The organism is Streptomyces sp. NBC_00076 (assembly GCF_045041235.1).
Taxonomy (GTDB): domain Bacteria; phylum Actinomycetota; class Actinomycetes; order Streptomycetales; family Streptomycetaceae; genus Streptomyces.
On the sequence record NZ_CP108242.1, the window covers coordinates 10,518,906 to 10,540,696 of the forward strand.

Annotated in this window: 19 protein-coding genes and 1 pseudogene; 8 read left to right on the plus strand and 12 right to left on the minus strand. The window is 69.5% G+C overall.

Annotation, left to right across the window (positions count from 1 at the left end; translation table 11 throughout):
• Positions 1-122: 122 nt before the first annotated feature.
• The gene (locus OHA64_RS46950; RefSeq protein WP_405623470.1) at positions 123-518 is read right to left on the minus strand and encodes a winged helix-turn-helix transcriptional regulator; all 396 of its coding nucleotides are present in this window, start codon (positions 516-518) and stop codon (positions 123-125) included.
• A 158-nt stretch (positions 519-676) separates the two neighbouring features.
• Between OHA64_RS46950 and OHA64_RS46955 the strand changes: the two genes are divergently transcribed.
• Complete coding sequence (locus OHA64_RS46955) at positions 677-1,408, plus strand: alpha/beta fold hydrolase (protein WP_405623471.1); 732 nt, start codon at positions 677-679, stop codon at positions 1,406-1,408.
• Between the two features lie 570 nt (positions 1,409-1,978).
• On the opposite strand, the gene OHA64_RS46960 is transcribed toward OHA64_RS46955, so the two are convergent.
• The 5 genes from OHA64_RS46960 to OHA64_RS46980 all read right to left on the minus strand — a co-directional run bounded on the left by OHA64_RS46960 (position 1,979) and on the right by OHA64_RS46980 (position 6,881).
• Positions 1,979-2,950, minus strand: a complete 972-nt coding sequence (locus tag OHA64_RS46960) for a cyclase family protein (protein WP_405623473.1) — start codon at positions 2,948-2,950, stop codon at positions 1,979-1,981.
• Positions 2,951-2,971: 21 nt separating this feature from the next.
• The gene (locus OHA64_RS46965) at positions 2,972-3,700 is read right to left on the minus strand and encodes an IclR family transcriptional regulator (RefSeq protein ID WP_405623474.1); all 729 of its coding nucleotides are present in this window, start codon (positions 3,698-3,700) and stop codon (positions 2,972-2,974) included.
• Between the two features lie 152 nt (positions 3,701-3,852).
• Positions 3,853-4,131: a hypothetical protein gene (locus tag OHA64_RS46970; protein WP_405623475.1), complete on the minus strand. Its 279-nt coding sequence runs from the start codon at positions 4,129-4,131 to the stop codon at positions 3,853-3,855.
• Positions 4,132-4,146: 15 nt separating this feature from the next.
• A complete protein-coding gene (locus OHA64_RS46975) occupies positions 4,147-5,487 on the minus strand; it encodes a TRAP transporter large permease subunit (RefSeq protein ID WP_405623477.1) in 1,341 nt (446 codons plus the stop codon).
• On the minus strand, positions 5,484-6,881 hold the full coding sequence (locus OHA64_RS46980) for a DUF1932 domain-containing protein (RefSeq protein ID WP_405623478.1): 1,398 nt from the start codon (positions 6,879-6,881) through the stop codon (positions 5,484-5,486). The genes OHA64_RS46975 and OHA64_RS46980 overlap by 4 nt, the downstream gene beginning before the upstream one ends.
• 225 nt (positions 6,882-7,106) lie before the next feature.
• Here OHA64_RS46980 and OHA64_RS46985 point away from each other — a divergent pair.
• Together OHA64_RS46985 and OHA64_RS46990 are read left to right on the plus strand one after the other, a co-directional pair.
• Positions 7,107-7,410, plus strand: a pseudogene (locus OHA64_RS46985) (hypothetical protein); the annotation flags it as partial.
• A gap of 34 nt (positions 7,411-7,444) precedes the next feature.
• A complete protein-coding gene (locus tag OHA64_RS46990) occupies positions 7,445-8,416 on the plus strand; it encodes an SDR family NAD(P)-dependent oxidoreductase (protein ID WP_405623479.1) in 972 nt (323 codons plus the stop codon).
• 478 nt (positions 8,417-8,894) lie between these two features.
• Here the strand turns inward: OHA64_RS46990 and OHA64_RS46995 are convergent, their stop codons facing one another.
• The 5 genes from OHA64_RS46995 to OHA64_RS47015 form a co-directional block, all read right to left on the minus strand.
• Positions 8,895-9,959 (minus strand): zinc-binding alcohol dehydrogenase family protein, encoded by a 1,065-nt coding sequence (locus OHA64_RS46995; RefSeq protein WP_405623480.1) that lies wholly within the window; start codon positions 9,957-9,959, stop codon positions 8,895-8,897.
• 321 nt (positions 9,960-10,280) lie between these two features.
• A complete protein-coding gene (locus tag OHA64_RS47000; RefSeq protein WP_405623482.1) occupies positions 10,281-11,411 on the minus strand; it encodes a sensor histidine kinase in 1,131 nt (376 codons plus the stop codon).
• Between the two features lie 22 nt (positions 11,412-11,433).
• Positions 11,434-12,138, minus strand: a complete 705-nt coding sequence (locus OHA64_RS47005) for a response regulator transcription factor (RefSeq protein ID WP_405623483.1) — start codon at positions 12,136-12,138, stop codon at positions 11,434-11,436.
• Positions 12,139-12,565: 427 nt separating this feature from the next.
• Entirely contained in the window at positions 12,566-13,717 is a 1,152-nt protein-coding gene (locus OHA64_RS47010) for an amidohydrolase family protein (protein ID WP_405623484.1), read from the minus strand.
• Between the two features lie 1,121 nt (positions 13,718-14,838).
• A complete protein-coding gene (locus tag OHA64_RS47015; protein WP_405623486.1) occupies positions 14,839-15,633 on the minus strand; it encodes an alpha/beta fold hydrolase in 795 nt (264 codons plus the stop codon).
• 143 nt (positions 15,634-15,776) lie between these two features.
• Between OHA64_RS47015 and OHA64_RS47020 the strand changes: the two genes are divergently transcribed.
• On the plus strand, positions 15,777-16,376 hold the full coding sequence (locus tag OHA64_RS47020) for a TetR/AcrR family transcriptional regulator (protein ID WP_405623487.1): 600 nt from the start codon (positions 15,777-15,779) through the stop codon (positions 16,374-16,376).
• A 358-nt stretch (positions 16,377-16,734) separates the two neighbouring features.
• The gene (rox, locus tag OHA64_RS47025) at positions 16,735-18,279 is read left to right on the plus strand and encodes a rifampin monooxygenase (protein WP_405623488.1); all 1,545 of its coding nucleotides are present in this window, start codon (positions 16,735-16,737) and stop codon (positions 18,277-18,279) included.
• A 638-nt stretch (positions 18,280-18,917) separates the two neighbouring features.
• On the opposite strand, the gene OHA64_RS47030 is transcribed toward rox, so the two are convergent.
• A complete protein-coding gene (locus OHA64_RS47030; RefSeq protein WP_405623489.1) occupies positions 18,918-20,039 on the minus strand; it encodes an FAD-dependent oxidoreductase in 1,122 nt (373 codons plus the stop codon).
• A 635-nt stretch (positions 20,040-20,674) separates the two neighbouring features.
• On the opposite strand from OHA64_RS47030, the gene OHA64_RS47035 reads away from it, so the two are divergent.
• Genes OHA64_RS47035 through OHA64_RS47045 form a run of 3 tightly spaced genes read left to right on the plus strand, consistent with a single transcriptional unit; the run spans position 20,675 to position 21,754 of the window.
• A complete protein-coding gene (locus OHA64_RS47035) occupies positions 20,675-21,010 on the plus strand; it encodes an FGGY family carbohydrate kinase (protein WP_405623490.1) in 336 nt (111 codons plus the stop codon).
• Positions 21,011-21,032: 22 nt separating this feature from the next.
• Positions 21,033-21,188 (plus strand): hypothetical protein, encoded by a 156-nt coding sequence (locus tag OHA64_RS47040; RefSeq protein WP_405623491.1) that lies wholly within the window; start codon positions 21,033-21,035, stop codon positions 21,186-21,188.
• Positions 21,185-21,754, plus strand: coding sequence for an FGGY-family carbohydrate kinase (locus tag OHA64_RS47045; protein ID WP_405623492.1), 570 nt, complete (start codon positions 21,185-21,187; stop codon positions 21,752-21,754). The genes OHA64_RS47040 and OHA64_RS47045 overlap by 4 nt, the downstream gene beginning before the upstream one ends.
• The last annotated feature ends 37 nt before the right edge of the window (positions 21,755-21,791 follow it).

A 21,791-nucleotide genomic window follows, 5' to 3' on the forward strand; every position in this document is an offset into this window, starting at 1 on the left:
TGGTCGTGGTGGGCGGCGAGCTCGTCACTCTCGAACCAGCCCTGATGAGCCACAGTTCACCGCTGATCAGGGCAAGCTCATGGAGCCGTACCTGCCGATGGGTGAGTGCAGCCGGGCGGGCGTCAGGCGGGCGGGGTGTCGGGGCGGGCGTCGTACACGGCGCGGGCGGCGTCGATGTGCGTCAGGTGCGTGGTGCTCCACTCCAACAGGGGTGCGGTGGCTTCGCGGAGGGTCCTGCCCATCGGAGTGAGTTCGTAACTGACGTGCGGCGGCATGACGTTGAGGACGGTCCGTGTGAGGATCCCGTCGCGCTCCAGGCCGCGCAGGGTGACGGTGAGCATACGCTGGCTGATCCCGTCGACGGCTCGCTTGAGTTCGGTGAAGCGGCGCGGCCCCTGGCTGAGGTTACGCACGATCAGCAGAGACCACTTGTCGCCGACGATGCCGAGCACTTCACGGGCCTGGCACGGGTCCTCCTGCCGCGCCGGCCGCGACTCGCCGCCCACTGTGCCGCTCATGGTTACCTCCAGAGAACCGGGGCACCGAAATGTGCCTTATTGATCGGGGTGCGGCAGGTGCAGCACGATGATGTCGGTTCCCGAAGAGTACCGAGGCACAAACAGGAACCGTAAGGGTTCCGCGCCTCCACGCCCCGAAGAGGAAGAACATCCCCCTCATGTCAACTTTTCTGCTGGTACACGGTGCCTGGCACAGCGGCCGGTGCTGGGAGCGGGTGGTCCCGCTGCTGGAGTCGGCCGGACACCGCGTGTTCGCGCCCTCGCTGACCGGCTACGGCGACAAGGCACACCTGCTCGGTCCCGAGGTGGGGCTCGACACGCACGTCGCGGACGTCGTCAAGCTGATCCACGAGGAGAACCTGACCGAGGTGGTGCTCGTGGGTCACAGCTACGCGGGGCTGGTCGTCTCGTCCGTGGCCAACGAGGTGCCGGAACGGATCGCGCACCTGGTGTACCTCGACGCGATGGTCCCGGAGCACGGCGAGGCCGCCGTCGACGTGCAGCCCATGACCCAGGACCTGATCGACCTTGCCGCCAAGTCCGACAACGGCTGGCGCATCCCGCCGCTGCCCGAGATGCCTCCGCCCTTCGGCCTGTTCGGAGTCACCGACCCGGCGGACGTCGCATGGCTGCGTGCGACGCTCTCCGACCATCCGGTGCGCTGCCTGCGGCAACCGGTCCGGCTGGACAACCCTGCCGTGGACTCCATTCCGCGCACGCACATCCACTGCGTCGGCGCAGAGCCGGAAGGCATCGTGCGGCGGCCCGTCCCAGCAGCACAGCCCAACGGCTCCCCGGCACGGATACGGGAACTGCCGACCGGGCACGACTGCATGATCACCATGCCGGCAGACCTGAGCGAACTGCTGCTTGAATCCACCCTTCGGTAGCGTCCGGACCGTGACTGCGGCAGCGAGCCGGAGAGGGCCCGCCACCGTCGGACAGCGGACCCGGCCCACGAAGCCGCCCGCTTCGCGAAGGAAGCGCCATGGGCAGATGGGAGGTCTTGATCACTTTGTCTTCGGCAGAGGCAGGAGGCCGTTGATCCAGATCATCGAGGCTCGTAGATGGAGACCGGTGAATCTTGCACGTCAGTCCGCCTCTGGACCTGCCGAGATGAGTTCCCACTGGTCATCGGTGAGCTGCCGCCGTGTCACACGCTGCGTTCTACCGCGGCCAGCCTCACCAGGGCAGCGGAATACGCATACTGATCACGACCGCCCGCAGGCCCCAGTGAGGCCCCCCGCCAGCGTCTCCGACAACGTCGGTCGCATGCCTGCCCCGGATCGTCGTCATCGCGAACGCTGGTGTCACCAAGGCCTGGGCCGCTACCGGGCGTGGCACCAAGGCATCGACCACGGCGCCCGCTCGGCGGCCGAGAGGTGCTGAGGGGGAGCGCCGCGAAGGCGGTTCCTGGCTCGGTTCTCGCTGCCGCACCTGACGTCGGCATGGGGCGCATCTCAGCGCAGTGCGGTGGCATTGGCGGGTGAGCCGACTCCACCGGTGAGGTGGAGCGGTTTGACGGTCAGGAGGCTGTCCCAGCGGCCGGTGGCCCGGCAATCGGCGGCCAGGGCGGTCAGGTTCCACAACTCGCCCAGGGGAAGGCCGAGTTTGGCGATCAGTTCCTGGTGCATCATCCCAGCGTCTTCAGGTGCGCTTTCCTGAAAGTCGCTCTCCGGCAGTACGGGCAGGACCTCAACGGCGAAGGTGTCGGTGGCCATCAGGGCTATGCGGTGGTCCCAGCACCAAGCGGCGAAGGCGCGGGACTGGGCGAAGCCGGTGGCGCGCCGCGCGGCTCGTGTCCCGGAGCGGGTGGCGGGGTCCGTGGTGAGGTACCAGTGGGCCCAGCCGGTGTGGACGAGTACGAGGTCGCCGTCCTCGATACGGCAGCCCTGCGCTTCCACCGCCTCGTCGAGCAGGGACGGCGCAAGGGCGGCGCCCGCGGAGTGATCGATCGGAGTGCCGCGTGCTTGGAGGAGTCCTTCGATGTCGATGAGGAGGGCACGTCCGGCCAGCGGTGTCTCCGCCCAGAGCTGGACTCCGAGACGCGGGCTGCGCGGGGTGATGTCCTCGTCGGGTACGCCGTTGTAGAAGCCGTGTCCGGAGGCGCGGCGGTGGCGCAGTCCGTCGATCTGGGTGCTCGCCTGGAGGTGGAAGTTGTCCAGGACGTCGTCGCGGGCCTGGTCGTGCTTGGCGGTGATGCGGTGGTGGGGGATGCCGCGTGCCGTGGACATGGGCGGATCGAAGGCGTCGAGGGGGTGGTCGAGGTTCAGGGCGCGACCGTCGCGTACGCACTGGGTGGCGCGCAGGATCTGCTGCGGGCCCGCGAAGTTGGCCATGCCGCGTTCGGGCTGGTCGGCGAAGACGTACCAGCTGGATCCGGGGGGTGCGTCCGTGCGGTGGAGGAGTTCCTCGTACGTCGGTATGGGCACCGGCACAGGAGTGGCTTTCGGTCAGGGGCAGCGGGCGGCGATCGCCTCCGCTGCGCGGCGGACTTCGGTGATGATGCGGGGATGGTCGCTCTCGGGCAGGTCGCTGCCAGGTCCGGCGATGCTGAGGGCTCCCAGCAGCGTGTCGCCCTTGAGGATGGGTGCGCTGACGGAGGTGACGTCCGGGACGCGTTCGCCTTGGGCGAGGGCGAAGCCGTCCTCCCTGACACTGCGCAGTTCGGCGGTCAGGTCCTCAGCTGTGATCTGTTCGCCGGAGGCCCGGGTGAACGGCGCTGCGGCGGTGACACAGGCTGCTCGTTCGTCCTCGGGCACCCAGGCCAGCAGTGCCTTTCCGGCGCCCAGGTGCAGGGGGAGCTTGTCCCCGATGGGCAGTTGGTAGCGCAGCGGGTTGCGGCCTTCGACGCGGGCGATCGGTACCCGGGCGGATCCGACGCGGACGAACAGGGTCGGGGTGAGGCCGGTGGTGGCGGCCAGTTCCTGCAGGACGGGCAGAGCCACGGGGCTGAGCCGGTTGTTGACCAGGAACGCGTGGGCGGTGGCAACGGTGGCGGGGCCGGCCACGTAGCCGGAGTCCTCCTTGGCCGCGTAACCACGATCGACCAGGACGTTGAGGATGCGCTGGGCGGTGGCAACGTGCAGCTCCGCGCGGCGGGCGACGTCACTCAGGCGAAGCGGATGACGGGCGTCCTCGAGAACACCCAGCACGTCGAGGGCCCTTTCGACCGAACGCATGGGGGAAGCGGAGGTGGGGGCCATGGGTGGTGAGCTCCTGGACAGTAGGCACGGCACCCGGTGCGCCGTAGTCCGATAAGAGTTATCAGACGGCGTGGTGGCCGTACGGGGGATCACCCCGGTCGTCCGGGCTGTCCAGGCTGCCGGGCCCGCTATTTCGGGCGGGGGGCTGCCGCGGGCTGCAGGTCCTGAGGTGTGGTGGGCGTGCCCGGCAGCTCCTCCGTTGTCAGGTAGGAGAGGACGAAGGCGAGCAGTCCGCTGACGCCGGCGATGATGAAGACGGGCGGTCCGGCGTGCTCCTCGACGGCGGCGACCCAGTCGGCGTCACCCAGGGCGAGGCCCAGGGCCTGCCCGATGACGATGAGGAAGCCGCCGGTCAGGAAGCCGATGACGCTGAGGCGGAAGAGGAGTTGGAGCGAACGGATGGGCATGGGTGGCCTCCGGTTTCAGACGGGCAGGACGCCGATGGCCACGGCGGCGCCGATGAACAGGATGGGGATGCAGTAGTAGGAGAGCAGCGGCATGAAGGTGCGCGACGGGTCGACGCCCGCGATGCCACTCGCCACGTAGATGGGCGCGCCCGACGGGGGTGAGGCGCCCTCGGTGGAGGCGAAGATCAGCACGGCGACGCAGGCGGTGGCCGGGGAGACCCCGGCACCGATCAGCGCGGAGACCGCGACCGGGCCGATGGCGGCCATGGTGGCGCTGGCGGTGAGCGGGATCGCGACGCCGACCACGAGAACGCCGACCAGCAAGGCCATGGCCCACACCGGCGCGTCCACACCGGACAGCAACTCGGTCAGTTGCTCAGGCAGGCCGAGTTCGCCCAGTGCGCCCGCCGCCGAGAACGCGGCGACGATGGTGACGCCGAGGACACCGAACTTCGGGGCGGCCCCGCCCAGCAGGTCCCACCACCCCTGCCCGGTGCGCGGCAGGTGGCGACGGCCGAGCAGCAGCACGAGGGTGATCATCAGGACCGGTATCCAGGTGATCAGGCTGATCGCGTCGGACATCCTCACACCGTCGAGGTAATGGCCGAGCGCGCTGGCAAGCGGCCCGCGCGTCAGCAGCAGCGGCAGCGCGATCCCGCCGAACAGCAGCAGGCTGGTCCAGCCCACACCCAGTGTGCGGCGCAGCGGCTTGAGCTCGCGGGTGTCCACCGGCTGGATGCCGTGGCGGCGGATCATGACGAACGCCGCGACCAGCCGGTAGCCCAGGCACCACAGGCCGCCCAGGAAGAGCGGCAGCACGATGTCGTCGGTGGACACCACCGAGGCGACACCGGCCGAGCCCATGAGGATGAACATGGTGGAGCTGAAGGGGAAGGTGACGCCCATGCCCGCGCCGCCGGCCGCGACAGTGGCCGCAAGCTCGCCACTGACGTTCGACCGTTTCATCCACGGGATCGTGACCGAACCGACAGCCGCGGTGACCGCGGCGCCCACGTGTGCGATGGCGCCGAACACGCCCGCGGCGACGGTCGAGGTGTAGATCGGGCCGCCGCGCAGGCGTCCCAGCATCGAGTTGAGGATGTCCAGCAGATGGTCCAGGACCGGGGTGCGCGCCAGCACGTAGCTCATGAAGACAAAAGCCAGAGCGGCGAAGGTCACCTCCTCCTGCATCGCCTCGGCGAGGCTGCTCCACAGCACATGGCCGATGTCGCCGCCGGAGAACAAGCCGGTGACCAGGAATCCGACGATCAGCGCCTCACCGATGTTGCGCTTGAGGACGGAGTTCCATACGAGGATGGCCGCGATGTAGCAGCCCAGCGCCCACACGGCGATCATGAGGCGCCTCCCGTTCCGGCGTTGCCGCCCGCGGTGGCGCGGATGTCGGCGCGGCGGTCTGCCTCGTCGGCTTCGACCGCGCGGGCGGCGGCGAGCACCGACTCTGCCTGTTCGGCGGCGACCACGGCAACTCCGTCGCTGTCCGCCACGACCAGGTCACCGGGCCGACAGACGAGCCCGCCCACCGCCACGGGCACGTTGACGTGTCCGGGGCCGAACTTGTAGGGACCGGCTGGGGTCACCGCCCGTGCCCATACCGGGAAGCCGATCTCGGCGAGTACGTCCACGTCGCGCGCCGCACCGTCCAGGACCATGCCCGCCACGCCACGGGCCTTGGCGCGTTCGGCGATCAGTTCGCCGATCAGCGCGCGGGAGGTGTCGCCCTCCCCGTTGACCACGATGAGGTCTCCGGGTGCCGCCACCGTGATGGCCTTGTGGATGGCCTGGTTGTCCCCGGCCCGCGTCCACACCGTCAGGGCCCGCCCGATCGCCCGCGCACCCGGCCACAGTGGCCGGACACCCGAGTCGAGCAGGGCGAGACGGTCCCCCGCGTCCCCGATGTTCGCGGTGGCCACGTCCCGGTGCGCGGCCAGCAGCTCGTCCGATACCCGCGGTACGTCCCGCAGCCCTTCCGGACGGGCCGCCAGCGTGTGCACATGGCTGATCGCGTGCACCAACTCGGCGTCCAAGCCGAGGTCGGCCATCAGATCGGCGGCCGCCGACATCTCGTACGCCCGGCGCACGCCGTGTTTGGCGGTCCCCGCGTACAGGCGCTGCAGTGTGCTCTCGCCCCCGGCGAGCTCGGAGGCGATCTGCTCGCGCACCCACAGCTCGTCCCCGGCGCCCCGGCCCGCCTCCACGGTCTGCACGATGATCGCGCCCAGGCCCTTCATGAAGACACTGCGCAGCAGCTTGCGGGCCGAGGCCAGCCCCGGGTCCCCGCCCAGGTCCTCCACCGGCGCACCGAGTGTGCCGAAGTAGTCCGCGATCACCGTGGCGCCCGGGCCACTGGCGACCAGAGCGGTGCGGTGCCGGTGCGTGGGAACCGGACCGATCACCGACACGTCCGCGACGACGGCCCACGACGAGGAGCTCACAACCTGCGCGATCTCCCGCTTCAGTTCCGGGGCCCCGGCGTTCATGTCCGCGTACACCGTGGAGGGACCCAGGTGCGGAGCCGCCTCCCGGGCCACCGTCAGTGCGACCTTGGCCCCTGTCAGGCCGAGCACCAGGTCACAGTCCCGGACAGCGGCTTCAACGCTCTCCGCACGTTCCACGCCCGTCGGCGTCGGCACATCCCCCGGGTCGTACCCGGCCACCGACCAGCCGTTCTCCCGGAACCCTGTCGCATACAGGTTTCCCGCCTCGCCCAGCCCGAGCACTCCGACACGCATGCGTGGTCTCCTTGCCATCCACCAGGGATTCTCATTACGTGATAGCTCTTATCGTTAAATGAGCAAGGTGGATGCTGCCTGCGAGTGAATCGGACGTCAAGGGGTCGCGGAATGATCGATCAACCATCTCCGCAAAGACTGGAGGGGGCAGTAGCGTCGCATCCGGTTTCGGCCGGGTCCATGTACGCGGGGGGAGGCGTTCAGGTGTACGCCGACACCTGCCAGGTGTGCAGGGTCATCCAGCGGCTGCGGCCCCTCCTCGCGCTCGAGCCGCCTCACGTCCTGTCGACGCCGCGGACCGGCTGTGGATCGTGGACGGCACCTTGATTCCAGTCCGCGACCGCAACATCGCCGGGTCCGTGCGCGGGTCGAGCATGCGATCGGCAGGCTGCGGAACTACAAGATCCTCCGCGACTGCCGACAGCACGGCGACGGCCTCCACCACGCGGTCCAAGCCGTCGCGCACATGCCCGCCGTCCAGCGCAGACGCAGCGGCTGGACCCGGACGTTCGCTGTCACCGGCCTTTGACCTAGAGCGCGGTCCAGTATTTAGCGTCTCCGACATGACGACACCTCAGCACAAGATCGGATCGGGCTTCGGCGCCCGGAGCACCGCGGACGACGTCCTGAGCGGGAACGACCTGTCCGGCAGCACGGCGATCGTCACCGGTGGCTACTCGGGACTTGGTCTGGAGACAACCCGCGCCCTGGCGGGTGCCGGAGCCCGCGTCGTGGTCCCCGCCCGGCGACGGGCGGCCGCTCAAGAGGCGGTCGAGTCCATCGACGGCGTCGAGACCGACGACCTCGACCTGTCCGACCTCGAAAGCGTTCGCGGTTTCGCCGAGCGGTTCCTGGACTCGGGTCGCAAGGTCGACATCGTGATCAACAACGCTGGGGTCATGGCCTGTCCCGAGACGCGGGTCGGCCCGGGGTGGGAGGCGCAGTTCGCCACCAACCACCTCGGCCACTACGCGCTGATCAACCATCTCTGGCCGGCGATCGCCCGCGGTGGCGCGCGCGTGGTCGCCGTGTCCTCGGGCGCCCACGGCATCGGCATGCGCTGGAACGACGTGCAGTTCGAGCGTGGCTACGACAGATGGCAGGCGTACGGGCAGGCCAAGGCGGCGAACGTGCTGTTCGCCGTGCAGCTCGATGCGCTCGCCCGCGACGCCGGAGTCAGAGCGTTCGCCGTGCATCCGGGCAGCATCCTCACCCCGCTGCAGCGCCACCTTGCGAAGGCGGAGATGGTCGACGCCGGCTGGATCGACGAGGATGGCAACCCGACCGATCCCACCTTCAAGACGCCCGGGCAGGGCGCGGCGACGCAGGTATGGGCGGCGACCTCCCCCCAGCTGGCGGGCATGGGTGGCATGTACTGCGAGGACTGCGACATAGCCGAGCCGGCCGGCGACGACTCGGAAGGCGGCGTGCACGCACACGCGACCGACCCCGAGCAAGCCGCGCGCCTGTGGGCGCTGTCGGCCGACCTCACGGGCGTCGACGTTTTCGCGGCGGCAGCCCAGCCCCGGACGTAGCGGGTCACCGTTTCAGGTCTGTGGCCGGTCGACCCCGGGCCGGTCACACCACACGGATCAACGACCCGCGAGGTACGGGCCTACTGTCCCGCAGAAGAAACTCCGGGTCGCCCGCTGCCGGACTGAGGACGTGACGGGCCAGGATGAGTCGCTTCCAGGCAACCCGCCGCGGCTCCTTCGAGGACGTCACCGAACTCATCGCCACAATCCGCGCCTTCATCGACGGCTGGAACGATCGCTGTCACCCCTTCACCTGGATCGCCGACGAGTCCTGCCACGCCATCCGTAAACGAGATTCAGACGCGGGACCCGAGAAGCCCAGGCACTGCGGTCCAGAGGCTCGGGAGCGGTCACCGGTCAGTCCTCAACCACGTTCACAAATTGGCCCTGGCACATCGCCCACCAGCCGTTCGGCATCGTGGCCGGCACCCGGCAGCAGTACCAGGCGCCCACCGCCGTCTGCCGCAAGCGAGCTCTGTCATGGCAGAAGGACCACTTTGCCGGTCTGCCGGTGGCTTTCCAGGTACGCGTGGGCCTCGGCCGCCTCTGCCAGGGGATAGGCCCGGTCGATGATCGGGTTGATCTTTCCGTCTGCCAGCAGTTCCAGGCACAGTTGCTGGTCGCGCAGGGTCGCGCCGCGCACGCTGGCGATCCTCACCTGCTGGCCGATGAGCGCGAGTGCGTCCAGCTCGAGGCGGGATCCCTGGTCGGTCGGTGTGCCCAGGACGATGACCGTGCCGCCGAGCCGTATGCAGGAAAGGGAGAGCTGGAAGAAGTCGTTGCCGCCGACACAGTCCCAGACGGCGTCGGCGCCCAGACCGTGCGTCAGCTCCCGTACCTGCGCGGGCAGTCGGGGATCGGTGGAGTGCAGGATGTGGTCGTAGCCGAGTTTGCTGAGTGCTTCGTCGCGGTCCGGCTTGGTGGTGGTGCCGATGACGGTGGCTCCGCTCAGCTTGGCCAGTTGCGCGCAGGCGATCGCCATCCCGCCGCTGGCGCCGGTGATGACCACCGTGTCGCCGGGACCGACAGGTGCTTGCCGCGCACAGTTGAGCGGGGTGGTGTAGGTCCACATGGTGGCTGCGGCTGTCTCGAAGTCGACGCCGTCGGGGATGGGCAGGATGGCGTCCTGGCGACGCACGACGTACTGGGCGTATCCGCCGAAGACCTGGTGTCCGGGGTAGGCGGTGTCGACGCACAGGTTTTCGAGCCCGCGTACGCACAGGGCGCAGTTACGGCACGGCGGGTGCGGAAGCTGTACGGCCCTGTCGCCGGCGCGCCACCTGGTGACGTTCGCGCCGGTGGCGACGACTTCACCGGCCGCGTCCCGGCCGAGCTGGAACGGCAGGGGCCACGGCGGCCGTCCTGGCAGAGGCTGCGGCAGGTTGCCCGCGCGGTACCGCAGATCCCAGCTGTTGACGGCCGTGGCGTGCACGCGCATCAAGACGTCGTCGGGGCCGACCTCGGGAATCGGCGCCTCTATGTACTTGAGCACCTCGGGTCCGCCATGTTCGAACAGGCGGACCGCCATCATGGTTTGTTCCACTTTCACGTTCCTTCAGATTGTCAGGCGGTTCACAGGTGCCCGCAAAGCACGGTGATCAACGGTGGTCGATGGCGGGACGAGGAAAACCCGCATGAGAGCCAGGCAACAGCCGACCCATAAAGCACGAACCACTCGGCGTATGAAGCTTCCATGAAGCAGGGCACTCCACGCCGGCGCCCACTCCCGCAGCGGCGCCCGAAGCCAGGCCGAAGGCCCACATGCCTCTGGCCCCAGCCCTGGCAGGGGTCGGGGAGGGAACTCTCATGGTGATGATGGTCGCGGCACTGCTGCCCTGCGTGAACAACAGCCGGGTCGATGGAGTCAGCGGGACAGCGACGGCATGCCGCCCCCTGGGGCGGGTTCCTGCGGCAGGCGCAAGGTGAACGTCGCTCCCTTGCCCAGCCCGGCGGATTCCGCGGTGATGTCTCCGCCATGAGCCCGGGCGATGCCCCGGGCGATGGCCAGGCCGATGCCGCTGCCGCCGACGGCAGCGGGCCGGCCGGGATGCTCAAGGCGTTCGAAGCGGTGGAAGATGCGCTCGAGGTCGTGTTCGGCGATGCCGATGCCGTCGTCCATGACGCGGACGATCACGTGGTGCGTGGGAGACGGTTCGGTGTGCACCGTCATCGCCACATGCTGGTGCGGATCGCATGCGGCCAGTGCGTTGCCGAGAAGATTCACCAGGACCTGGGTGATCCGGTCCGGGTCGCAGGAGGCGCCGACGGTTGCGCCTGCGTCCACGACAAGGGCCACCATCTGGTCGTCGTACTGGGGGCGCAGCCGCTCGGCAATGGCCCGTGCCAGAGTGGCCACGTCGATGGGCTTGCGGTGAAGATCGAAGGCGCCCTCCTCCGACCGGGACAGGCTGGAGAGATCGCCCGCCAGGCGCTGCAGCCGGTGAAGGTCGTCGGCGAGTGAGGCGAACATCGCCTCATCGGGGATGAAGATGCCGTCGGCCACGCCCTCGATCTGGCCTCGTAGGAGAGTGATGGGGGTTCGCATCTCGTGGGCGACCTCGGAGATCAGCCGGGCGCGGCGGCGTTCGGTGTCGGCGAGGGCGGCCGCCAGCGTGTTGACGTCTTCGACCAGTGCCGCCAGGCCGGGCTCGCTGGGGAGTTCGAGGATGTCGTCGTAGTGTCCCTCGGCAAGCCGGCGCGTGGCGGCGCGCACCCTGTCGAGCGGACGCAGCAGAAACCGGGTCAGGGCGACGGACGCCGGGAAAGCCGCGGCCACTCCGAACAAAAGGCCGACCTGCAGGACCACGTCACCTTCGACGTCGTCAAACCCGAGCCACACCTCGATCAGCGCACTGATCGCCGCCATGGCCAGCAGTGCCAACAGGAGCACCATGACGTGTGAAAGAACCAGCCGGTTGCGGAGCGAGAGACGCTGCAGGATTCGGCGCAGTCGCGCACGAGACTTGTGGAGGGCAGGAACGGGGGTGGGGGGCATGGGTGGGTGTCCTTCCTGGCTGCTAGGCGGGGCCCCCGATGAACCGGTAGCCGATACTGCGGACGGTGCCTACGAACCGGGGTGTGGCCGCGTCGTCGCCCAGCGCGCGCCGCAGAGTTCGGATGTGCACGTCCACGACGCGTTCGTCGCCGAAGAAGTCATCACCCCACACCTGGGCCAGCAGGCCGCGCCGGGTGAAGACCCGCCCAGGGGCCCGGGCCATCGCGAACAGCAGATCGAAGTCGAGAGCGGACAGCTCCACCGTCCGGTCGGCGTCGACGAGGACGGTCCGTGTCTCGGGATCCACAGTCAGTCCGTCGAAACGCAACACGCCGTCCTCGGGGGCCGCCTCCAACTGGCTGTCGGTGCGGCGCAGGATGGCGCGCACCCGTAGTGCCAGTTCGCGGGGGCTGAACGGCTTGGTGACGTAGTCGTCGCTGCCTGCGGTGAAGCCGATCAGCCGGTCGACCTCCTCGTCGCGGGCGGTGAGCACGATCACGGGAATCTGACTCGCCTCCCGGATGCGGCGCAGGACCTGGAATCCGTCCAGCCCGGGGAGCATCACATCGAGCACCACGAGGTCCGGCCGGTCGCGGGTGACCGCCCGCAGGGCGGACGGTCCGTCAGCGGCTTCGACGACGTGGAACCCGTCCGCCTCCAGATAACCGCGCACGGTCATGCGGATCTTGGGTTCGTCATCGACGACCAGAACGCGCTGCGTACTCATCGTGCTCGCTTTCCATCGCCGAGGTGGAGGGGAAGGGGGAGGGCCGCCAAGGCCGCGGGGTGACCGGCGGCATGGAGGTAGAGGGCTTCGAACGCGGCCAGCGTACGGTGTATGTCGTGCCCGACGACTGTCGGCCCGCCCCGCCCTCCGGTGCCGGGCTGCCGGGTCGTCGAGCGTCCCCCGAGGCCAGGACCTCTGGTGACCAGGCCCTGCAGCTCCGCGGGCAGGAGAGTCGACTCCATACGTACGAAGCGCGCCTGCGCACATCGGATTCCCCGTCCTGCGGGCCGCGTTCGCCCGGCCGCCGACGTGGAGCTCCGTCGATGGCCGCCCCCGTCGTCCGGCGCCGACCTTTGCACAGAGCGCCGCCCGCGCCTCGTCGGCGGGGCGGCGGGCAGCGGGCGGCGGACTTGGCGTGCTTCGCGGATCAGCGCGAGCCGGCGCGGCGAATACGCGCCCGCAGCTTCGGGAACTGCTCGAGGGCGTTGGTCCGCTCGAGAGCGATCCGCTGGCGTCGGCTGTAGACCTCATCGACGGTCGGTTCGGGGTCGCCTGCCTTGAGATTCGGCAGGCTGCCCTTGAGGAAGGGCATCGTCTCGACGTTGTCGGCCGCGTAGAGGTGGCGGGTCGCGGGCCAGTCGCTGCCGAACATGATGTGGCTGTCGGGCACCAGCGACGACAGCGGCTCCAACTGCGCGGCGGTGAACGCCTGTGCGTCGTCGAAGAACATCCGCTTGATGTACTTGAGGGGGCCTTCCGGCAGCACCTCGTTGAACGGCGGGAAGGCCGAGTGCCGTGTCGCGAGCCGGTAGGCCAGGAAAGGCAGAGCCCCGCCGGAGTGCGTGAAGTGCCAGCGGATGTTCGGGTAGTCCCGCAGGACACCGTTGTAGATCAGGCTCGTCATCGCACGGGTCGCGTCGAACGTGTACTCGAAGACGTTGTTCCCGGCCGGGATGTCGGGGCCGAAGCAGAGCTTCGGAGCCGGGTTCACGTCCGGACCTGTCGGGTGGACGTAGACGTAGGCACCGCGGTCATTGAGGATCTCGTACAGCGGCGCGAAGGAAGGATCCCCCAGGTAGGTGCCCTTGTAGTTGGTGAGCAGGCAGATGCCGTCGAGGTCCAGTTCGCCGAGCGCGCGGTCAATCTCGGCCACCGAGCCCTCGATGTCGGGCATCGGGGTGACCGCGAAGATCCCGAACCGGTCACCACGGGTCTGCACGAGGTCGCGGGCGTAGTCGTTGACCGCGCGGGCGGTGGCGCGCCGGTCGTCGACCGGGCCGACGGTGACCTGGAGGTCGCCGAACGACAGGACGCTGGCCTGGATCCGGTACTCGTCCATGAAGGCCACGTGCCGATCGACCGACCATGGACCGTACGCCCCGGTAATGGCGCCGAGCAGTCCGTAGCGCTTCAGGTAGGCGTTGTACACGTCGGGCGAGTAATGCGCGTGGGTGTCGATGCGCCAGTTGCCCTTCGGCAGCCCCGAGCCGGACGGTGCCGCCTCCCCAGTAGCCATGGCAGCCGGCATCGCGGCCGCTGCCGCCCCGACCAGCGCCGCGGCCGATGCCCCTTCGATCATCCTTCGACGCGAGATCTTCTGTCGCAGGTTCATTCCCAGTTCCCCTCTTCGTTCTGTGTGCGAGTCAGGTCGTATGTGTGTGCGTCACGACGCCGTCGCCAGGCGGGCAGGGCCTGCGCAGGACGGCGATGGGGCCGGTGCCGTGTCAAAGGGGCAGGCCGGTGTCCCGGTTGGGCTGTGCGGCGATGGTCCCCGCCGTGATGGAGACCGCCGTTTCCGCGGGCTTGCGTGCGCGAGGTCCAGGCCGATCGGAGAGTGCAAGCGGGCAAGTCGCTCCTCGGCTGGGCCGGCCGCCGCCAAGGGTCGATGCGGCGCTCATACGGGGGAACCCCATGGCGTCGACGTGGCCGCGCCGACCGGTGGTCGGCTGTGGGGCGGACCCGCGAGCAACGCCGCCGACCAGCCGCCGCTGCCCCTCACACAGGCCGTGAACAGGCCTGCGGTTTCTTCATGCAGCGCGTGATCGCCGACCGCCCGCTCAACGGGGTCGACGTGCCTGGCCGAATCCGGACGACGGAACGCGCCGAGCACGACGGGACCGGACAGCGCGGTGTGAACCGACGTAGTCAGGTGCCGCACAGCAGGGTGATCAACGGTGTCCATCGGCGGGACGAGGAGTGCGTGCATGACCGCCAGACAACAGCCGCCTCATAAGGCACGTACCACTGAGCACATGAAGCTTCCATGAAGCGAATCGCCGGACTGGCGCCCACTTCCTGCAGCTGTCTCCTGCTTCTTCCAGATTCGGGTGCCGCCCGCGGCCGCCGTGCTGAGGAAAGTGATGCGGAAGGTGAGACGCTGCCATCCGGCGGGCTCAGGTCGGTGGTCGACCACACACGCACGATCGGCCAACCTGCGTCGGTGAGCATCTCCGAGGACCTGGCGGCGCTGCACGTGCGGACGCGGGCGCTGGGTGGCGGCCACGCAGGGTGTGCGCTTGCGCTCGGCAGCGGGCGACGAGGCTCGCCGCACTATCTCCCCGCGCGCCTCCACGGCGATCCATGGCTCACGCGACGCGGGACTGGCCCGGTGCTGGTCCCGGACTCGTCGGGGCGGTGACGGGTTGACATGGAATGGGGCCACGCAGCTGTTCGCCGCGTGGCCCCATTCGTGGTGTGTGTTCAGGCGTGGTGCTTGCTGAGGAAGTCGGTGATGAGTTGCAGCCATTCGTCGGTGCGTTCGAGCATCGGCAGGTGGCCGGTGGCGATGTCTGCGAGTTGGGCGCCGGGGATGGTCTGGGCGAGGTGGTGGTGGAGGTTCGTGGAGACGAGTCGGTCGTCGGTGGTGGAGATGACCAGGGTGGGGGCGGTGATGGCGGTGAGGTCGTCGCGGACGTCGAGCCGGCCGACGAGGTCGGTCTGTTCGGGGCTGCCGTCGGCGGCGCCGGCGGCGGCGTAGGCGAGGGTCTGCTGGAGTTGCTCGGCGGGCATCGATTCCAGTGCCTGGGTGCCGAGGGCCATCATGAGCTGGAATTGGGCGAGGAGTTCGCGGTCGCCGGATGCGGCGATCTTGCTCTGGATCGAGGAGGCGAGTGCGAGCCGGTTGTCGCGGTGGGGGAAGGCGGCGGTCAGGACGAGTGCGGTGACGCGCTCGGGGTGGCGGGTGGCGGCGCGGATGGCGACCGGGCCGCCGAGGGAGTAGCCGGACACGGCGAAGCGGTCGAGGCCCTCCGCGTCGGCGGCGGCGATGAGTTGGTCGGCGAGGTCGTCGACGGTCAGGGGGGTGGTGGAGCGGGGGGTGTCGCCGCTGCCGGGGTAGTCGATGCCGACGATGGTGTGGTGGGCGGCGAGGGTTTTGAGGACGGGGCCGTAGGTGCCGGCCAGGCTGCTGCCGGCGCCGTGGGCGAGGAGCAGGCCGGGGCCGGAGCCGAGGCGAGTGCGGGCGAAGGTGGGTTCGGCCAGAGTGCGAGGTGACATGGTGACTGCCTTTCGAATGCGTGCTGAGCCGTATAAATCATCCAGTGCGTGTGATTACCTCTCCAGGTTTATCACACGCTGCGTATGATTAGAGGTGTGACGTCAATCACACGCACCGTATGATGTGCCGGTAGGGTGGCGGCATGAAGCAGCCCCTCCACCGCCGACAGCCCACCCCGGGCAACCCGCGCGTGCAGCGCACCCGCAACCGCGTGCTGGCCGTCGCGCGAGAACTGCTGCCTCAGGTCGGACCGGCGGGACTGACCTACGCCCTGCTGGCCGAGCGGGCCGACGTCACCCGCCAGACCCTCTACCGGCACTGGCCCACCCGGGCCGCACTGCTCTTCGACCTCGTCCTCGAAGGCCCCGACCTGGGCACCTACCCCGAACCGGGCAGCGATGTGGGCGCCGTGGCCACCGCCTGGCTCAAGAGCCTGCGCGCCGGAGTCAGCGTGCCGGCCGTACGCACCGCGGCCCTGGCCGTCACCGCCCAGGCCGACCACGACCCCGACAGCGCCCGGGCACTCGCCCGCATCGGCGAAGACCGCCACGCCGGCTTCAACAGGCTGCTGGAGCCTGCGGGCGTCCAGATCGGCGAAGACGAGTTCACCCTGCTGTACGGGCCCGTCCTCGCCCGGCTCTTCCTCGACCGCGGCCAGGTCACCGACACCTTCATCGACGCCGTCGTGGCCCAGTGGCTCACCATGCTGCAGCGCACCGACGCACCGCAGGACTCCCAGTAGTACTCGCCGAAGAGCACCGAAAGGCAACGGAGCGGCGCCTGAACGTGCGGGTCGCCTCTGGCCCACGGTGCAAAGTAGCCGCGCGGGGCGGCGGGGCACCCTGCTCGTGCTGCCACGACGGCTTCGCCCTGCAACCGCACGGGCCCCGTGTGGAGTTGTGATCACGTGGCCGGGAAAGGAATGGACGGGGTGATGCTCGGGCTTGTAGCTTGCGGTTGACAGTGACACCGCCCGAGGAGGTGAGACCCATGAACGTTGTATCGATGTGGGTGCTCCCCCTTCCCGTCACGGTCGGGCGACTGACGTAGGTGTCGCCGGGAGTGCCTCGCCAACAAGGCACTCCCGAAAGGCAACACCTATGGACTCTCAGCAGTTCACCGCCGAGCCGTCGTCGAACGATACGGTCGAGCGCGGCTTCACCGTGAGCGACGTCCCGGGACTCCGGTCGTCGGCCTCCGGCGCGGATCGCGCGCCTCTCATGTTCGACGTGATCATTGCCGGGTGCGGGCCGACCGGCGCGATGCTGGCCGCCGAACTGCGGCTGCACGATGTGCGGGTACTCGTTCTGGAGAAGGAAACCGAGCCCGTGTCCTTCGTCCGCATCGTCGGTCTGCACATTCGCAGTCTCGAGCTGTTGGCGATGCGTGGACTGCTGGATCGCATTCGCGAACACGGCAGACAGCGTCCGGCCGGCGGATTCTTCGCCGCCATCAACAAGCCCGCGCCCCAGGGCCTGGACTCCGCGCACGCCTATCTGCTGGGCATCCCGCAGCCGGTCATCATTCACCTGCTCGAGGAACATGCGACCCAACTGGGTGCGCAGATCCGGCGCGGTTGTGCGGTGGCCGACTTCGAGCAGGACGACGAGGGTGTGACCGTCGAGCTGGCCGACGGCGAACAACTGCGTTCGCGCTATCTCGTGGGCTGTGACGGCGGGCGCAGTACGGTGCGCAAACTGCTCGGTGTCGGCTTCCCCGGTGAGCCCTCGCGGACCGAGACGCTGATGGGCGAGATGGAAGTGGGTGTCCCGCAGAAGGAGATCGCCGCCAAGGTGACCGAAATCGGCGAGACCAACAAGCGATTCTGGCTCAGGCCCTTCGGCGAAGGGGCCTATAGCGTCGTAGTCCCCGCCGCGGGAGTCAGCGATCGTGCGGAACTCCCCACCCTCGAGGAGTTCAGACAACAGCTGCGCACCATCGCCGGAACCGATTTCGGAGTGCACTCCCCGCGATGGTTGTCCCGCTTCGGGGATGCCACCCGGCTGGCCGAACGCTATCGGGTCGGGCGGGTGCTGCTGGCCGGCGATGCGGCACACATCCACCCACCCACCGGCGGACAGGGCCTCAACCTGGGCGTTCAGGACGCATTCAACCTCGGCTGGAAACTGGCCGCACAAGTCCGCGGCTGGGCGCCAGAAACACTGCTGGACACCTATCAGGATGAACGACATCCGGTCGCCGAGGACGTGCTGGACAACACCCGCGCCCAGATGGAACTGCACTCCACCGAACCGGGCCCGCAGGCCGTGCGCAGGCTGCTCACCGAACTGATGGACTTCGACGAGGTGAATCGCTACCTCATCGAGAAGATCACCGCGATCGGCATCCGCTACGACTTCGGCGAAGGCCCCGATCTGCTCGGCCGCCGCCTGCCCGACATCGACGTGAAACACGGCCACCTCTACGATCTGCTGCATCGAGGCCGCGGCCTGCTGCTGGACCGCACTGACCGCCTGACCGCCGGCAGCTGGTCAGACCGGGTCGACTACCTCGCGGACGCCACTGCGGCACTGGATGTTCCCTGCGTCCTGCTACGCCCCGACGGCCACGTCGCCTGGATCGGCGACGATCAGCAGGACCTGGACGACCACCTCTCCCGCTGGTTCGGCAAGCCCGACAACTGATTTCGCCTGAGCAACCGAAAAGCCCGCGAGGACGATCGAACGGCCAGTAGCGACTGACCATCGGACGGCTGCCTGTACCGAACGCAGCCGCCAGCCCGCTACTGCCACGATCCGGTCCGATCCTCCTCGCGGGCCGATCCGCGACCCGATCGAGACCCACATCCGTGGCCTGGCGGGCGAGGCGGTCCCGGAGGGTGTGGTTCTCGGCCTTCAGGCGGGCGAGTGGGCGTCCCGGGTTCCGGAAGCGTGCCCGTTTCGTGCAGTGCCTTCCTCGAAGCAGGCCGGTGTGAGCAATTCGTCGAGCGGTGAGCGTAGTTAATTACCGAAGACCCTCAGGAACGCCGTGGCGGGCATGAGGCGCCACTGCCGGGCAAGTACGCCCGCAGCCGCATCGGATTGTGCGGGTGGCGGGCAGAGAAGACGGCTGACGGACACAGCAGGCACCGTCACCGCCTCGCGGGCACGGCTGGCCCGCCGGTCCGTGCAGTCCCGAAAGCTGATCCGCGCAGCCCGCCACGAACACATCCCGCTCGCCGCCCAGCAGTTCGGCCGGCGCTCGCGATGGTCAGCGCATCGACTCGGCCCCGGCCCCGGCCCGGAGGGCGGTAACGAGGGCATAAGTTCGGGGCTCGAGTGGCTCATTGGCCCTTCTTGGCGAACCAGTCGATCAGGCCCTGGGCTGTGTTGTGGGTGGAGTCGATCCCGGGCATCTCGTCGGGGACGGTCTCAGTGCTGCGGGCGTACATGGCCTGCTCGTACTCGGTGAGCGCCGTCTCGATGTCGTCGGGGTGCGCGGCGAGGGCTTCACCAAGTTCGGCGCCGTCGAGCATGGCCAGGTTGGCGCCCTCGCCATTGGGAGCCGCAAGGTGCGCGGCGTCGCCGAGCAGGGTCACCCCCGGCACCCGGTCCCATCGGTGCCCGGGCGGCAGGGTGTAGAGGGGGCGCAGTACTGGCGCCACGTCGCTGTCGGTGATCAGCGCGGTGAGCTCCGGCGCCCAGCCGTCGAATTCCCGCGCGATCCGCGCGGTGGCCGTGGCGGCATCGGCGAAATCGATGGCGGCGAACCAGTCCCGCGGCTCGGACAGCCCCACGTAGGCGTGCAGGGTGTCGTCCTTCTCCCGATGAGCGAAGATCTCCCTGCCTGGCGAAGGAGCGATCAGCATCCCGCCGCCGACCGCTTTCGCCGTGGCCGGGTGCCGTGTGTCGGCGTCGAACAGGTAGGTTTCGACAAACGACATGCCTGTGTACTCGGGTGCCGCATCGGACAGCAGTGGCCGGACCTTGGACCACGCGCCGTCCGCGCCGACCAGCAGGCCGGTGACGACCGTGGCCCCGTCGGTGAACGTCACCTCATGGCGACCCGGGCCGAGGGCACGGGTACCGCTGACCTTGTGCCCCCACCGCACGGCGCCTGCCGGGAGTGAGTCGAGCAGGACCTGTCGCAGGTCGCCGCGCTGCGCCTCGGGGCGTCCGCCCGTGCCGTCGTCTGCTTGGTCGAAGAGGACTGTCCCGTCCCGGTCGAGGACCCGCAGCGCCTGGCGGCCCTCCAGAACGATGGCGTGGAACTCGTCCATCAGCCCGGCTGCCTTGAGTGCGAGCTGCCCGTTGTAGTCGTGGATGTCGAGCAATCCGCCCTGCGCACGCGCTGAGGGGGAGGACTCCGCCTCGTAGACCGTGACCGGGATTCCGTGAACGTGCAGGACGCGGGCCAGGGTGAGTCCGCCGAGGCCGGCGCCGATGATCGTGACTGGGGTGTGCATGGTGGCTCCTTCGGGATCGGGCCGCCGGTGAGCTCCGGCCGGCCGTCTCTGGAAAGGTGCCAACCCCCGCCGACGAGCCACCGACATCCGATCGACAGCCCCGACAGCGCCCCGACAGCACTCCGACATGGCAACGACATGACTCCGACACCGCAGATCAGCTGGTTGTCAGATGGGCACGCCCGCCTGGTTGAGCCCGCAACCAAGTGGGGTGGGAGTAGGTGTGAGTGTCGGCCCAGGGGCGACTCGGCCGGGTTGCATCCGGCTCCCTGCGTCCGGCTCCCTGCGTCCGGCCCCCTTGCGTCCGGCCGCCGCCCTGCGTCCGGCCCCCTGAGTCCCGGGGCCCGGTCGGCCCTGCACGCAGCGGCCCATGGGTGGGTCGTACAGAAGCTCCTTCGAGGCCGAGCGCCTGTGGGACGAGCTCAGCCAGGTCCTGCGCCTGCTCGACGTCGGTGACGCCCGCCCACGCCTGCGGTGTCTCGCGATCGCCGGACACGTCGGTCAGGTCCTGGTCGACGAGCGGAGCCGCCCGCTCGGCATGGCCGGCGGGTGGGCGGACTCCCGCGGCGTCCGCGAGGGCGCGGCCGGGGTGGCCCGACCCGGCCGCCGCTCTTCGCCCGACCGGCCGCCCCGCCGTGACGGGCGGGGCGGTTCCCCTGCTGCGCTGGCTGAAGGACAACGACCCGTCACTCCACCAGCGGGCCAGGTGGGTTCTGGCACCCAAGGATTTCCTGGTACTGCGCCTCAGCGGCCAGATCGCCACCGACATGACCAGCGCGGCGTACACGCTCGGCAGCGATGTCACCCGCCGGGCCTGGGACCCCGCACTGCTCGCTGCCGGGGGGAAGGGACCGGAGTGCTTCCCCCCCCCCGCAACACGCCGCGACGGACATCGTCGGTGCGGTCACCCCGGCCGCCGCCGACACGACGGGTCTCCCGCCCGGCCTGCCGGTGGCCGCGGGAGGCCCTGACGGCACCGTCGGCGCGGCGGCCGTGGCCGGCTCCCGACCCGGCGCCGTCGTCGACGTGGCGGGCACCACCGACGTACTGACGCGGGTGATCGCTTCCCCCGACGAACGTCCCGAGGCGGCGGTCCTCAACCCCTACCTCGTCCCAACCTGTGGACGTGCGGCGGGGCAACTGGGATGACCGGCGGAGCGCTCGCCCACTGGGCCCGCCTGCTGGGGCTGGGCGACCCGGCCACCGCCTTGAACCGGATGGGCCGCGAACTGGGCGCCATCCCTCCCGGCAGCGACGGGTTGTCGATGTCCCCGCTGCTCACCGGCAGCCGTTTCCCCGGCTGGAACCAGGAGGAGCGGGGCAAGCTGTGGGGCCTCGGCGAGCACCACTCCGCCGCTCACGTCCTGCGCGCCGCACAGGAAGCGGCCTCCTATGTCGTACGCCAGGCCGTGGACATCCTCATGGCCGACGATCCCCCCGACATGCCCGTCGTACTGGCCGGCGGGCCCTCGCGCTCAGCCGAGTTGGCTCAGCTGAGAGCCGACGTGCTCGGCCGGCCTGTGCACGTCAGCTCCGAGGCCGATGCCAGCCTGCGCGGAGCCGCGCTGCTGGCCCTGGTCGCCGCGGGACTGGAGCCCAGCCTGCCAACGGCGCAGGCGCGCAGCGAACCCCCTCTGCGCCGGTTCACCCCGCAGGCTCCGGCAGCGGCATGCCATGACCGGCTCTACCGGCTGTGGCTCCAGACCAGGAACTAGGGTCCGCCTTCAGGCATTCCCCTGCCCTGCCAGCCGT

Excerpts from the sequence above, each read along its gene's own strand:
- OHA64_RS46980 (WP_405623478.1), bottom strand. The coding sequence starts at position 6,881 with ATGCGTGTCGGAGTGCTCGGGCTGGGCGAGGCGGGAAACCTGTATGCG.
- OHA64_RS46970 (WP_405623475.1), bottom strand. The coding sequence starts at position 4,131 with ATGCCCATCCGTTCGCTCCAACTCCTCTTCCGCCTCAGCGTCATCGGC.
- OHA64_RS47000 (WP_405623482.1), bottom strand. The coding sequence starts at position 11,411 with ATGCCCCCCACCCCCGTTCCTGCCCTCCACAAGTCTCGTGCGCGACTG.
- OHA64_RS47030 (WP_405623489.1), bottom strand. The coding sequence starts at position 20,039 with ATGCACACCCCAGTCACGATCATCGGCGCCGGCCTCGGCGGACTCACC.
- OHA64_RS46950 (WP_405623470.1), bottom strand. The coding sequence starts at position 518 with ATGAGCGGCACAGTGGGCGGCGAGTCGCGGCCGGCGCGGCAGGAGGAC.
- OHA64_RS47045 (WP_405623492.1), top strand. The coding sequence starts at position 21,185 with ATGACCGGCGGAGCGCTCGCCCACTGGGCCCGCCTGCTGGGGCTGGGC.
- OHA64_RS46965 (WP_405623474.1), bottom strand. The coding sequence starts at position 3,700 with ATGCGTTCGGTCGAAAGGGCCCTCGACGTGCTGGGTGTTCTCGAGGAC.
- OHA64_RS46955 (WP_405623471.1), top strand. The coding sequence starts at position 677 with ATGTCAACTTTTCTGCTGGTACACGGTGCCTGGCACAGCGGCCGGTGC.
- OHA64_RS47005 (WP_405623483.1), bottom strand. The coding sequence starts at position 12,138 with ATGAGTACGCAGCGCGTTCTGGTCGTCGATGACGAACCCAAGATCCGC.
- rox (WP_405623488.1), top strand. The coding sequence starts at position 16,735 with ATGGACTCTCAGCAGTTCACCGCCGAGCCGTCGTCGAACGATACGGTC.
- OHA64_RS47020 (WP_405623487.1), top strand. The coding sequence starts at position 15,777 with ATGAAGCAGCCCCTCCACCGCCGACAGCCCACCCCGGGCAACCCGCGC.
- OHA64_RS47015 (WP_405623486.1), bottom strand. The coding sequence starts at position 15,633 with ATGTCACCTCGCACTCTGGCCGAACCCACCTTCGCCCGCACTCGCCTC.
- OHA64_RS46975 (WP_405623477.1), bottom strand. The coding sequence starts at position 5,487 with ATGATCGCCGTGTGGGCGCTGGGCTGCTACATCGCGGCCATCCTCGTA.
- OHA64_RS46990 (WP_405623479.1), top strand. The coding sequence starts at position 7,445 with ATGACGACACCTCAGCACAAGATCGGATCGGGCTTCGGCGCCCGGAGC.
- OHA64_RS47010 (WP_405623484.1), bottom strand. The coding sequence starts at position 13,717 with ATGATCGAAGGGGCATCGGCCGCGGCGCTGGTCGGGGCGGCAGCGGCC.